The sequence below is a fragment of the Klenkia sesuvii genome, assembly GCF_037083825.1.
GTDB lineage: Bacteria > Actinomycetota > Actinomycetes > Mycobacteriales > Geodermatophilaceae > Klenkia > Klenkia sesuvii.
Genome location: NZ_JBAPLU010000008.1, coordinates 65034 through 76858, shown reverse-complemented (window position 1 = coordinate 76858; position 11825 = coordinate 65034). Strand labels below are relative to the sequence as shown.

The following is an 11825-nucleotide window of genomic DNA, read 5'->3' as shown; positions in this document are numbered from 1 at the left end:
GTGCCCCCAGCCGTGCCCCCAGCCACCGACCAGCCCACCGCCCAGCTCCCCGGGGGTGGCGCCATGCCGCTGCTCGGGTTCGGCACCTGGCAGATCACCGGGGTCGCCTGCACCGACGCCGTCCGGGCCGCCCTCGACGCCGGGTACCGGCACCTGGACACCGCCACGATGTACCGCAACGAGGCCGAGGTCGGCCGCGCGCTGGCGGACTCGGGCGTGGCCCGCGACGAGGTCTTCGTGACCACCAAGCTGCCGCCGGACCGGGCCGGTGCCGCCGGTCCCACCCTCGACGCCTCCCTCGCCGCGCTCGGCGTGGACGCCGTCGACCTGTGGCTGGTGCACTGGCCCACCGGCGGGGACGACGTCGCGCTGTGGCGGGAGTTCGTCGCGGCCCGGGACGCCGGGAAGGCGCGCGACATCGGGGTCAGCAACTTCTCCCTGGCCCAGCTCGACGAGCTCACCGAGGCCACCGGGGTCACCCCGGCGGTCAACCAGGTGCGGTGGGCGCCGGCGCTGTTCGACCCCGAGGTGCTCGAGGGGCACCGCGAGCGCGGCGTGGTGCTGGAGGGCTACAGCCCCTTCAAGTCCACCGACCTGGCCGACCCGGTGCTCGCCGAGGTCGCCGACGCGCACGGCGTCAGCCCCGCGCAGGTCGTGCTGCGCTGGCACCTGGACCACGGCGTCGTCGTCATCCCGAAGTCGGCCACGCCGGAGCGGATCTCCGCCAACGCCGACGTGCTCGGCTTCTCCCTCACCGAGGACGAGCGTGCCCGGGTGGACGCGCTGGGCAGGATGGCGTCATGACCGATCGACGCAGGCTGGGTGGGCTCGAGGTGTCCGCGCAGGGGCTGGGCTGCATGGGGATGAGCCAGTCCTACGGGACGGCGGACCGCGGGGAGGCCCTGGCCACCCTCGACCGGGCGCTGGAGCTCGGCATCACCTTCTGGGACACCTCCGACGTCTACGGCGACGGGCACAACGAGGAGCTGGTCGGGGAGGCGTTGCGGGGCCGTCGCGACGCCGTCCAGCTGGCCACGAAGTTCTCGCTGTCCCGCAACCAGGACCGGCGCATCGACGGCCGGCCCGAGAACGTGCGGGCCCGCTGCGAGGACAGCCTCCGCCGGCTCGGCGTGGACACCGTCGACCTGTACTACCAGCACCGGGTCGACCCGCAGGTGCCGATCGAGGACACCGTCGGCGCGATGGCCGAGCTGGTCCAGGCCGGCAAGGTCCGGTACCTCGGCCTCTCCGAGGCCTCGGCCGACTCCGTCCGCCGGGCCGCCGCCGTGCACCCGATCACCGCGCTGCAGAGCGAGTGGTCGCTGTGGACCCGCGACCTGGAGACCTCGGGGGTGGCCGCGGTCGCCCGCGAGCACGGCATCGGGCTGGTGCCGTTCTCCCCGCTGGGCCGCGGCTTCCTCACCGGCGCGATCACCAGCCCCGGGGACTTCGCCGACGACGACTTCCGCAAGGACCACCCGCGATTCCAGGGGGAGGCGTTCGCGGCCAACCTGCGGCTGGTGGACGCCGTCCGGGCGATGGCCGGGGAGAAGGGCGTCACCGCCGGCCAGCTCGCGCTGGCCTGGGTGCTGGCGCAGGGCGAGGACGTCGTGCCCATCCCGGGTACCAAGCGCGTGGCCTACCTGGAGGAGAACGCGGCGGCCGGCGACGTCGAGCTCACCGCCGACGACCTCGCCCGGCTGGACGCCATCGCCCCGCCGGGGGTCGCCGCGGGTGGCCGCTACCCCGACGCCGGGTACGCCTACGGCGACAGCCCAGCCCGATGAGCGACGCGGGCTGCGGCGTCGCGCACGGGCACACCGCGGAGGGGCCTGCCGCCGACCGCGTCCTGGTCGCCGTCTTCGCCTCGCCGGTGGCGGCGGCCCTGCTCCGGCTCGGCGTGGAGTGCGGCTTCGCGCCGGTGCTGGTCGACCCGGCCGGCCGCGAGGTCGGTGGCCTCCCGGAGGGGACGGCGACGCTGGCCGCGGTGCCGGCCGACCCGCACGCCGACGTCGTGGTCTGCGACCACCGCCGCGACGAGCTGGGCGCGGTGCTGCGCGACGCGCTGGCCACCGGCACCCGGTGGGTCGGGCTCATGGGCAACCCCCGGCACGAGGGCCCCCACGTGGCCGCGCTCGCCGCGCTCGGCGTGCCGCCGGAGGAGGTGGCCCGGGTGCACCGGCCGATCGGGCTGGACATCGGGTCCAGGACGCCGGCGGAGATCGCCGTCTCCACGCTGGCCGGCCTGCTGGCCGACCGCAACGGGCGGTCGGGTGGCCAGCTCGCACGATGAGCGGAACGGTCGGTGGCGTGCCACCGTTGACCCCCCGAGCGGACCGGCAGGCAGGTCCCGGGCACACCGGAGGGAGCCACCCGTGGCGTCGCTGATGAACAAGATCACGCAGTTCGCGAAGAGCCCGCAGGGCCAGCGGGCGATCCGGCAGGCCACCGACAAGGCCCAGCAGTTCGCCAAGGACCCGAAGAACCGGGCCAAGATCGACCAGCTGCGCAGCAGGCTCCAGGGCGGCGGCGGTCGCCGGCCGCACTGATCAGGCCGGCCCCAGGGCCTCCAGGACGGCGGTGTGCAGGTGGCCGTTGGTGGCCACCGCACTGCCGCCGGCCGGGCCGGGGGCGCCGGCCAGGTCGGTGAACCTGCCCCCGGCCTCGCGGACGACGACGTCGAGGGCGGCGAGGTCCCACAGCGACACCTCGGGCTCGCAGGCGACGTCGACCGCCCCCTCGGCGAGCAGCGTGTAGCTCCAGAAGTCCCCGTAGGCGCGGGTGCGCCACACCGACCGGGTGAGGTCGAGGAAGGCGTCCAACCGGTCGCGCTCCTCCCAGCCCGACAGCGACGAGTACGACAGCGACGCGTCGGCCAGCTCGGTGACGCCCGAGACGTGGCAGCGGGTCGCGGACTCCAACCGGCGGCCGGTCCACGCGCCGACGCCGGCTGCGGCCCACCAGCGCCGGTGCAGCGCCGGGGCGCTGACCATGCCGACCACCGGGGTGTCGCCGTCCAGCAGCGCGATGAGCGTCGCCCACACGGGTACGCCGCGGACGAAGTTCTTGGTGCCGTCGATCGGGTCGACCACCCAGCGGCGGGACCCGTGACCGGTGGTGCCCAACTCCTCGCCCTGCACGGCGTCGCGGGTGCGCACCCGGGCCAGCGACGAGCGCAGCTGCTGCTCCACCGCGCGGTCGGCGTCGGTGACCGGGGTGAGGTCGGGCTTGGTGTCGACCACCAGGTCCTGGGCCCGGAAGCGCTCCATGCTGATCGCGTCGGCCTGGTCGGCCAGCACGTGGGCCAGCTGCATGTCCTCGGTCCACCCGCGTCCGCTCATCTCCGCAACCTAGCCTGGACGCCGTGGCGACCGACCCCGACGCAGCGAAGCTGGTGGGCCTGCTGGCCGACGACACCCGGCTGGCCGTGGTCGCCGCGCTCGCCCTGGGGGCCACCGACATCCCCTCGGTCGCGCTGGCCACCGGCCGCTCGCAGACCGAGGTCGCCCTCGCCGCGCGCCGCCTGGGCCGGGGCGGGCTGGTGCGCCGCGACGGCGCCGCGCTCGAGCTGCGCCGCGGGCTGTTCGCCGCGGCGGCCCGCGAGGCCGGCGAGCACCGGCCGCCCCCGCCGCCGCTCTCCGACGACCCCGCCGCCGACGCCGTGCTCCAGGCGTTCGTGCGGGACGGTCGGCTGACGTCGATCCCCACCCACCGGGGCAAGCGGCTGGTGGTCCTCGACCACCTGGTCCGGGTCTTCGAACCCGGTCTGCGCTACCCCGAGCGCGAGGTCAACGCCCTGCTGGCGGTGTGGCACCCCGACACGGCGGCGCTGCGGCGTCACCTGGTCGACGAGGGCATGCTCTCCCGCGCGGCGGGCGTCTACTGGCGCAGCGGCGGCACCGTCGAGGTCTGAGCCCGGGGTCAGTAGCCGGGGGTGCGGGTGACGGCGGTGACCAGCCGGCGGAAGCTGGCCAACCGCTCGGCCCGGGTCGGCGGGCCCTCGTCGGCCCAGTCGTCGAGCGCGCAGTCGGGGTCGTCGGCGGTGTGCGCGCACAGCGGGGGGCAGTCGCGGGCGACCTGGGCCAGGTCGTCGAAGGCGGCCAGGACGTCGGAGGGGTCGGTGTCGGCCAGCCCGAAGCTGCGGATGCCGGGGGTGTCGATCACCATGCCGCCGCCGGGCAGGTCCAGCAGCACCGCCGAGGACGACGTGTGCCGGCCCTTCCCGACCTTGCTCACCCCACCGGTGGCCCGCTCGGCGTCGGGCACGAGCCGGTTCACCAGGGTCGACTTGCCGACCCCGGACTGCCCCACCAGCACCGACAGGTGCCCGGCGAGCCGGGGGAGCAGCTCGTCGAGCGCGGTGTCGCGGCTGACCGCCAGCGCCTCGACCTCGAGCCCGGCGTAGCGGGCCAGCAGCGCGTCGGGGCTGCCGAGGTCGGCCTTGGTCAGGCAGAGCAGGGGGGTGAGCCCGCCGGAGAACGCGGCGACCAGGCACCGGTCGAGGAACCCGACGTGCGGGTCGGGGTCGGTGACCGCGGTGACCACGACCAGCTGCTCGGCGTTGGCCACGACCACGCGCTCGGTGGGGTCGGTGTCGTCGGCCGTGCGCCGCAGCACGGTGCTGCGCGGCTCGATGACGACGATGCGGGCCAGGGTGTCGGTGCGCCCGCTGGTGTCGCCGACCAGCCGCACCCGGTCGCCGGTGACCACCCCGTGCTTGCCGAGCTCGCGGGCGCGCATCGCGGTCACCTCGACCGGCCCGTCGGGGTGGTCGACCCGCACCGTCATGCGGCCCCGGTCGACCCCGACGACCAGCCCGGGGACGGCGTCGTCGTGGCTGGGGCGGGTGCGGGTGCGGGGGCGGGAGCCGCGCCGACCCGGCCGGACCCGGACGTCGTCCTCGTCGGAGCGGCTGTCGAAGGTGCGCCCGGCCATCAGACCCGCCGCCTCAGCTGACCGCTCCCGCGTGCTCGCCGAGCAACCCGGCCCACCGGTCGACGAAGTCGGGCAGGGTCTTGGCCACCGTGCCCGGGTCGCGGACGACCACGCCCTCGACGGCCAGGCCCAGCACGGCGGCGGCCATGACCATGCGGTGGTCGGCGTAGGAGTCCAGCTCGGCGGCCCGCAGCGGGCCGGGCGTGATCGCCAGGCCGTCGGGTAGCTGCTCCACGACGGCGCCGGTGGCGGTGAGCACCTCGTCGAGGGCCTGCAACCGGTCGGTCTCGTGCCCGCGCAGGTGGGCCACGCCGGTGAGCCGGGAGGGGCCGTCGGCCAGCGCGCACAGGGCGGCGAGCACGGGGGTCAGCTCGCCCACCTCGGAGAGGTCGGCGACCAGGGGGGTGATGCGGGTTCCCCCGGTGACCTGCAGGCCCGCGGACGTGCGCTGCACGTCGGCGCCCATGCGGGGGAGCAGGTGCTCCAGGTGGGCGCCGGGCTGGGTGGTGCGTGCCGGCCAGTCGCGCACGGTGACCCGGCCACCGGTGACCAGCGCGGCAGCCAGGAACGGGGCCGCGTTGGACAGGTCGGGCTCCACCACGCGGTCCACCGGTGCGACCGGCCCGGGGTGCACCCGCCAGCCGGTGGTGGTGCGCTCGACCCGGACGCCGTGCTCGGCGAGGGCCTCGACCGTCATCTGGACGTGCGGCAGGGAGGGCACGCCGCCGGCCAGCGACAGGTCGAGCCCGTCGGTGAACCGGGCGGCAGCCAGCAGCAGGCCGCTGACCACCTGGCTGGACTCGCTGGCGTCGACGGTGACCGCGCCCCCGGCGACCGCGCCGGTGCCGTGCACGGTGAACGGCGCGGTGCCGCGCCCGTCGTCGTCGACCCGGACGCCGCAGCCGCGCAGGCCCGCGATGAGCCCGGCGTTGGGTCGCTCGTGCAACCGGGGGTCACCGTCCACGGTGACCGGGCCGTCGGCGAGGGCGGCCACCGGTGGCAGGAACCGCAGGATGGTGCCGGCCAGGCCGGCGTCGACCTCGACGTGCCCGCGCAGCGGCCCGGGCGTCACCACCCAGTCGGTATCCACCCCGCTGGGCACCCCACTGGCCTCCCCGCCGGCCTCGACCTCGATGCCCACGCCGAGGGCGCGCAGCGCGTCGGCCATGAGGTCGGTGTCGCGGGCGCGCAGCGGGCGCACCAGCCGCGAGGGGCCCTCGGCCAGCGCGGCCAGCACCAGGGCGCGGGCGGTGATGGACTTGGAGCCGGGCAGGGTGACGACCGCGTCGACGGGCTCGCGGCGGCAGGGGGCGGCCCAGCTGTTCATGCCGTGCATCCTGCCCGGTCGCCGCCGTCGTCTGCGTGGTCGTCCCCCTGCCCGCACCTCACTTGGTGGCCGGCAGGGTGCGCACCAGGCGACGGTTGGCGAACTCGAACATGCCCAGCTCGGAGAGCTCGCGGCCGTAGCCGGAGCGCTTCACCCCGCCGAAGGGCAGCTCGGGGGAGGAGCCCGAGGGCTGGTTGATCCACACCATGCCCGACTCGAGCCGGTCGGCCACCCCGCGGGCGCGCTCGGCGTCCCCGGAGTAGACGACGGCCGACAGCCCGTAGTCGCTGTCGTTGGCCAGGGCCACCGCCTCGTCCTCGGTGTCGACCTTGTAGAGCACCGCGGCGGGGCCGAACAGCTCCTCGGAGTAGGCGCGCATGCCCGGGGTCACGCCGGTGAGCAGCGTGGCCTCGACGAAGGCGCCGTCGTGCTCGGGGCGGCCGCCGCCGGCGAGCACGGTCGCGCCCTTGTCGACGGCGTCCTGGATCTGGGCGTGCAGCTCCTGGGCCGCCTTCTCGGTGGAGAGCGGACCCAGGGTGGTGGCGGGGTCGGCCGGGTCGCCGGGGGCGAAACCGGAGAAGGCCTGCTGCATGCCGGACACGAACTCGTCCCACACGTCGGCCAGCACGATGATGCGCTTGGCCGCGATGCAGGCCTGGCCGGTGTTGGCCATGCGGCCCATGGTCGCGGCCTTGACGGTGCGGCCCAGGTCGGGGGTGTCCAGGACGACGAACGGGTCGCTGCCGCCCAGCTCGAGGACCGACTTCTTCAGGTGCTTGCCGGCCAGCGACGCCACGGCGGACCCGGCCCGCTCGCTGCCGGTGAGGGTGACGCCCTGCACGGCGGGGTGGGCGATGACGCGCTCGGTGTCGGAGATGCGCAGGAAGAGGTTGGTGTAGACGCCCTCCGGTGCGCCGGCGTCGCGGAACAGCTGCTCCAGGGCCAGGGCGCACTGCGGGTTGTTCTCGGCGTGCTTGAGCAGGACGGTGTTGCCCAGGGTCAGGTTGGGGCCGGCGACGCGCACCACCTGGTAGAGCGGGTAGTTCCACGGCTCGATGGCCAGCAGGACACCGGTGGGCTCGTTGACCACCACCGCTTCGCCCTTCATGACCTGGATGGTGCGCGGGGCGAGGAACTCCTCGGCGTGGTCGGCGTAGTAGCGCAGGATGCTCGCGGCCAGCTGCACCTCCCCGGCTGCTTCCTGGATGCGCTTGCCCATCTCCTTGGTGATGAGGGCGGCGAAGTCGTCGGTGCGCTCGAGCATGAGGTCGGCGGCCCGGCCGACGACCGCGGCACGGTCGGCGACGCTGCGGCGGCGCCACTCGAGGAAGGCGGTGTGGGCGCGCTCGACGGCGGCGGTGGTCTCCTCGGGGGAGAGGGTGTCGAACTCGGCCTCGGTCTCCCCGGTGTAGGGGTTCACGGTCGCGTAGACCCGGTCGGTGCTCGCGTCGGTGCTCGCGTCGGTGCTCGTGTCGGTGCTCGTCACGGTGCGGGTGCCTCTCGTCGCTGAAGGGGTCGGTGCAGTCCTACCCCACGGGTCCGACGGCACACGGCTGTCGGTGCCCGCCCCTACCCTCGGGAGCAGTCACCCACCAGCAGGAGGTCACCGTGTGCGGGCGCTACGCGGCCAGTCGCCGTCCCGAGGACCTGGCGGCCGAGTTCGAGGCCGTCCCGGCCGAGGGGCAGCCGCGGCTGGGGCCCGACTACAACGTCGCCCCGACCAAGGACGTGCACGTCGTCCGGCAGGCCCGGGAACGCGACGCCGAGGGCGCCCCCACCGGTGCCAGCCACCGCGAGCTGCGGGTGGTGCGGTGGGGCCTGGTGCCCTCCTGGGCGAAGGACGTCTCGGTGGGCACCCGCATGCTCAACGCCCGGGTTGAGTCGCTCACCACCAAGCCGGCGTTCCGCACGGCCGCCCGGGCCCGGCGGTGCCTGGTGCCCGCCGACGGCTGGTACGAGTGGTCCCCCCGCGAGCACGCCCCGGGCAAGCAGCCCTGGTACGTCACCCCCGAGGACGGCTCGGTGCTGGCCTTCGCCGGGTTGTGGGAGGTCTGGGGCCGGGGGGAGGACAGGCTGTACTCCTGCACCGTGGTCACCGCCCCGGCCGTCGGAGCCCTCGCCGGCATCCACGACCGCATGCCCCTGGTGCTCCCGCGCGACCGCTGGGCCGACTGGCTGGACCCGGCCCGCGACGACGTCGAGGCGCTGGCCGCCCCGACCCCGCCCGAGCTCGTCGAGGGGCTGGAGATCCGCCCGGTCGGCCCCGCCGTGGGCAACGTCGCCAACGGCGGGGAGCAGCTGACCGCCCGGCAGGACGCGGTGCCCGAACCGGCCGACCAGCCCGCGCTGTTCTGAGGTGACCGCCCCCGAACCCGGGTCCCGGGCCCTGCCCGGCTGGCTCGCCGCCGCGGTCACCTTCGTGTCCTCGGGCGCGGTGCTGGTGCTCGAGATCGCCGGGCTGCGGCTCATCGCGCCCTACGTCGGCATCACCCTGCAGACCAACACCGCGGTCATCGGCTTCGCCCTCGCGGCCATCGCCGCCGGCGCCTGGGCCGGGGGCGCGGTGGCCGACCGCCGTGACCCGCGCGGTTTGCTGGTGCCGCTGCTGGTCGCCGGTGGGGCGCTGCTGGTGGCGGTGGCACCGGTGGTGCGGTTCGCCGGGGCGCTGCTGGCCGGCGCCGCGGCGGGCAACGTGCTGCTGCTCGCCGCGGTCGCGGTCGTCGTCCCGGTCACGCTGCTGTCGGCCGTGCCGCCCATGGTCGTGGCCCTGCAGCTGGGCAGCCTGCGCGAGACCGGCACCGTCGTGGGCCGGCTGTCGGGCATCGGCACCCTCGGCGGCATCGCCGCGACGTTCGGCACCGGTTTCGTGCTGGTCGCCCTGCTGCCGACGACGGCCATCCTGGTCGGCACGGGGCTGGTGGTGGTGGCCACCGGGGTGCTGCTGTGGGTGGTGCTGCGCCGCTCGGCCGCGGTCCGGTTGCCCGTCGCGCTGCTGGTCGCCGCCCTGGTCGGCACCGGGGCCGCCGTGCTGGCCCCCGACCCCTGCGAGGTGGAGACCACCTACCACTGCGCGCGGGTCGTCGCCGACCCCGCGCGGGAGGGCGGGCGCACCCTGGTGCTGGACACGCTGCGGCACTCCTACGTCGACCTCGACGACCCCACGCACCTCGAATTCGGCTACGTGCAGGCGATCGCCGCGGTCACCGACACCGTGGGGGCGCCCGACGCGCCGCTGTCGGCGCTGCACGTCGGCGGTGGCGGGCTGACCCTGCCGCGCTACCTCGCCGAGGTGCGTCCGGGCACCACCAGCCGGGTGCTCGAGGTCGACGCCGGGGTGCTCGCCCTCGACCGGGCCGAGCTCGGCCTGCAGACCTCCCCCGAGCTGCAGGTCGACGTCGGTGACGCCCGCATCGGCCTCGCCGCCGAGCCGGCCGGCACGCGCGACTTGGTGGTGGGCGACGCGTTCGGCGGGCTCGCCGTGCCGTGGCAGCTGACCACCGTCGAGGCGCTGCAGCTGGTCGACCGGGCGCTGGCCGACGAGGGCGTCTACGCGGTCAACCTCATCGACCACGGGCCGCTGTCGTTCCTCCGGGCCGAGCTGGCCACCATGCGCGAGGTGTTCCCGCACGTCGCCCTGCTTGCCCGGGCCCCCGTCGTGGCCGGGGAGGACGGCGGCAACGTGGTCGCGGTGGCCGGGCGCTCGCCGCTGGGCACCGCGGCCCTCACCGCAGCGCTGGCCGACCGGCAGCTGCCCTGGCAGGTGGTCGTCGGCGACGAGCTCGACGCCTTCGTCGGCGCGGCACCGGTGCTCACCGACGACTTCGCCCCGGTCGACCAGCTGCTCACCCCCTACGGGTGAGCGGTCACCGGCTGATGGCCGCGGTCCGGGCGCCGGTGAGGGCCACGAGGTCGGCCGGGGCCAGCTCCACCTGCAGGCCACGGCGCCCGCCGCTCACGCACACGGTCGGCAGGTCGAGGGCCGAGGCGTCGACCACGGTCGGCAGGGCCCTCCGCTGCCCGAGCGGGCTGATGCCGCCGCGCACGTAGCCGGTGCTGCGCTCGGCGTCGGCGGGGTCGGCCATGGCCGCCTTGCGACCCGCCAGCGCCGCGGCCAGCGCCTTGAGGTCCAGCTGCCCCGAGACCGGCACCACGGCCACGACCAGGGCGCCGTCGAGGCGGGCCAGCAGGGTCTTGAAGACCCGGGCCGGGTCCTGCCCCAGGGCGTGCACCGCGGCCTCGCCGTACCCCTGACCCGCGGCGTGGTCGTCGGGGTCGTAGGTGCGCAGCTCGTGGGCCACACCCGCCGCCACCAGCACCCGCACCGCAGGGGTCGCCGCCATGGCGCAGACCCTAGGACGACGGCTGCGGGGAATGCCCGTGGCCCCGTGCGCGCTGCACCCTCCGTGACCGGGACAGCAGCACCGAGCAGGGACCGCCGGGGCCAGGCGCCCGTGGTGGTCGTCCGTCGTCCGCCCGGCCGGGCCGTGCCCGCGCGACTAGGATCGACCGACGTGGTGTCCCCTCTGCGGGCACCGCAGAGAGGACGGTCGGTGCCCGACGAGAGCACGGAAGCCCAGGGACCCCAGGCCTCGCCGGTCGTCGAGACGCCCGAGGCGCGGGCCGACGGGAGCCGCAGCGAGCAGACCGAGACGCGGGCCGAGCGCGACGCCCGGTTCGAGCGCGACGCGCTGCCCTTCCTCGACCAGCTCTACCCGGCTGCCCTGCGCATGACCCGCAACCCGGCCGACGCCGAGGACCTGGTCCAGGAGACGTTCGTGAAGGCCTACTCGGCCTTCCACCAGTTCGCCGAGGGGACCAACCTCAAGGCCTGGCTGTACCGCATCCTGACCAACACCTACATCAACAACTACCGCAAGAAGCAGCGGCAGCCGCAGCAGTACCCCACCGAGCAGGTGCAGGACTGGCAGCTGTTCGCCGCCGAGGAGCACAGCTCGACGGGCCTGCGGTCGGCCGAGATGGAGGCGTTGGACCACCTGCCCGACTCCGACATCAAGGACGCCCTCCAGCAGCTGCCCGAGGACTTCCGGCTGGCCGTGTACCTCGCCGACGTGGAGGGCTTCGCCTACAAGGAGATCGCCGAGATCATGGGCACGCCCATCGGCACGGTGATGTCCCGGCTGCACCGTGGCCGCCGTGGTCTGCAGAAACTGCTCGCCGACTACGCCCGTGAGCGCGGGTTCGCGCGCGCGGGCGCCGGAGAGGGGGCGACGTCGTGAGCGACCGGCCCGAGGTGGACATCACCAGCTGCGACGACGTGCTCAGCCACGTCTTCGAGTTCCTGGACCACGAGACCGGCGACGAGCGCCGAGCGGTCATCGCCGAGCACCTCGAGGACTGCTCGCCGTGCCTGCGCGAGTTCGGCATCGAGCAGGAGTTCAAGGCGCTCGTCCGCAAGCGCTGCGGCGGCGACCCGACCCCGCTGGGTCTCAAGGACCGCATCAAGCTCCAGCTGACGCAGGTGCAGTTCGAGGAGAACGGCACGACGGTCACCGTGGAGCAGGTCAGCGTGGAGCAGACCACCGAGCGCTGACCCCCGTTCCGC

14 protein-coding genes are annotated in these 11825 nt (G+C 75.2%); 9 read left to right on the top strand and 5 right to left on the bottom strand.

Annotation, left to right across the window (positions count from 1 at the left end; translation table 11 throughout):
- The first annotated feature begins 63 nt into the window (after positions 1-63).
- The 4 genes from TEK04_RS09890 (at position 64) to TEK04_RS09875 (ending at position 2549) form a co-directional block, all read left to right on the top strand.
- Positions 64-804 (top strand): aldo/keto reductase, encoded by a 741-nt coding sequence (locus TEK04_RS09890; RefSeq protein WP_336404170.1) that lies wholly within the window; start codon positions 64-66, stop codon positions 802-804.
- Entirely contained in the window at positions 801-1787 is a 987-nt protein-coding gene (locus TEK04_RS09885; protein ID WP_336404169.1) for an aldo/keto reductase, read from the top strand. Before TEK04_RS09890 ends, TEK04_RS09885 begins: the two co-directional genes overlap by 4 nt.
- Entirely contained in the window at positions 1784-2293 is a 510-nt protein-coding gene (locus TEK04_RS09880; protein ID WP_336404168.1) for an XdhC family protein, read from the top strand. The genes TEK04_RS09885 and TEK04_RS09880 overlap by 4 nt, the downstream gene beginning before the upstream one ends.
- Before the next feature lie 82 nt (positions 2294-2375).
- A complete protein-coding gene (locus TEK04_RS09875; RefSeq protein WP_336404167.1) occupies positions 2376-2549 on the top strand; it encodes a hypothetical protein in 174 nt (57 codons plus the stop codon).
- Here the strand turns inward: TEK04_RS09875 and hisN are convergent, their stop codons facing one another.
- Positions 2550-3341 carry a histidinol-phosphatase gene (hisN, locus tag TEK04_RS09870; RefSeq protein WP_336404166.1) on the bottom strand — a complete coding sequence of 264 codons (792 nt, stop codon included), beginning with the start codon at positions 3339-3341 and terminating at the stop codon, positions 2550-2552. It lies immediately after the preceding gene.
- A gap of 23 nt (positions 3342-3364) precedes the next feature.
- Between hisN and TEK04_RS09865 the strand changes: the two genes are divergently transcribed.
- Complete coding sequence (locus tag TEK04_RS09865) at positions 3365-3913, top strand: DUF2087 domain-containing protein (RefSeq protein WP_336404165.1); 549 nt, start codon at positions 3365-3367, stop codon at positions 3911-3913.
- 8 nt (positions 3914-3921) lie between these two features.
- On the opposite strand, the gene rsgA is transcribed toward TEK04_RS09865, so the two are convergent.
- From rsgA to TEK04_RS09850, 3 genes are read right to left on the bottom strand one after another with little or no spacing between them, the layout of a single operon-like run.
- On the bottom strand, positions 3922-4935 hold the full coding sequence (rsgA, locus tag TEK04_RS09860; RefSeq protein ID WP_336404164.1) for a ribosome small subunit-dependent GTPase A: 1014 nt from the start codon (positions 4933-4935) through the stop codon (positions 3922-3924).
- Positions 4936-4948: 13 nt separating this feature from the next.
- Entirely contained in the window at positions 4949-6262 is a 1314-nt protein-coding gene (gene aroA / locus TEK04_RS09855) for a 3-phosphoshikimate 1-carboxyvinyltransferase (RefSeq protein ID WP_336404163.1), read from the bottom strand.
- A 58-nt stretch (positions 6263-6320) separates the two neighbouring features.
- Positions 6321-7748: an NAD-dependent succinate-semialdehyde dehydrogenase gene (locus TEK04_RS09850; protein WP_336404162.1), complete on the bottom strand. Its 1428-nt coding sequence runs from the start codon at positions 7746-7748 to the stop codon at positions 6321-6323.
- Positions 7749-7870: 122 nt separating this feature from the next.
- On the opposite strand from TEK04_RS09850, the gene TEK04_RS09845 reads away from it, so the two are divergent.
- Together TEK04_RS09845 and TEK04_RS09840 are read left to right on the top strand one after the other, a co-directional pair.
- Positions 7871-8617, top strand: coding sequence for an SOS response-associated peptidase (locus TEK04_RS09845; RefSeq protein ID WP_336404161.1), 747 nt, complete (start codon positions 7871-7873; stop codon positions 8615-8617).
- Between the two features lies 1 nt (position 8618).
- Positions 8619-10121, top strand: coding sequence for a fused MFS/spermidine synthase (locus TEK04_RS09840; RefSeq protein ID WP_336404160.1), 1503 nt, complete (start codon positions 8619-8621; stop codon positions 10119-10121).
- A 4-nt stretch (positions 10122-10125) separates the two neighbouring features.
- Here the strand turns inward: TEK04_RS09840 and ybaK are convergent, their stop codons facing one another.
- Positions 10126-10602, bottom strand: coding sequence for a Cys-tRNA(Pro) deacylase (gene ybaK, locus TEK04_RS09835; RefSeq protein ID WP_336404159.1), 477 nt, complete (start codon positions 10600-10602; stop codon positions 10126-10128).
- Between the two features lie 210 nt (positions 10603-10812).
- Here ybaK and TEK04_RS09830 point away from each other — a divergent pair, with 210 nt between their 5' ends.
- Together TEK04_RS09830 and rsrA are read left to right on the top strand one after the other, a co-directional pair.
- Positions 10813-11499, top strand: coding sequence for a sigma-70 family RNA polymerase sigma factor (locus tag TEK04_RS09830; RefSeq protein WP_336404158.1), 687 nt, complete (start codon positions 10813-10815; stop codon positions 11497-11499).
- Positions 11496-11813: a mycothiol system anti-sigma-R factor gene (gene rsrA, locus TEK04_RS09825; RefSeq protein WP_336404157.1), complete on the top strand. Its 318-nt coding sequence runs from the start codon at positions 11496-11498 to the stop codon at positions 11811-11813. Before TEK04_RS09830 ends, rsrA begins: the two co-directional genes overlap by 4 nt.
- The last annotated feature ends 12 nt before the right edge of the window (positions 11814-11825 follow it).

Bases quoted from the DNA above. Each gene is read 5' to 3' on its own strand.
- rsgA (WP_336404164.1), bottom strand. From the start codon at position 4,935: ATGGCCGGGCGCACCTTCGACAGCCGCTCCGACGAGGACGACGTCCGG.
- TEK04_RS09880 (WP_336404168.1), top strand. From the start codon at position 1,784: ATGAGCGACGCGGGCTGCGGCGTCGCGCACGGGCACACCGCGGAGGGG.
- aroA (WP_336404163.1), bottom strand. From the start codon at position 6,262: ATGAACAGCTGGGCCGCCCCCTGCCGCCGCGAGCCCGTCGACGCGGTC.
- TEK04_RS09885 (WP_336404169.1), top strand. From the start codon at position 801: ATGACCGATCGACGCAGGCTGGGTGGGCTCGAGGTGTCCGCGCAGGGG.
- hisN (WP_336404166.1), bottom strand. From the start codon at position 3,341: ATGAGCGGACGCGGGTGGACCGAGGACATGCAGCTGGCCCACGTGCTG.
- TEK04_RS09890 (WP_336404170.1), top strand. From the start codon at position 64: ATGCCGCTGCTCGGGTTCGGCACCTGGCAGATCACCGGGGTCGCCTGC.
- ybaK (WP_336404159.1), bottom strand. From the start codon at position 10,602: ATGGCGGCGACCCCTGCGGTGCGGGTGCTGGTGGCGGCGGGTGTGGCC.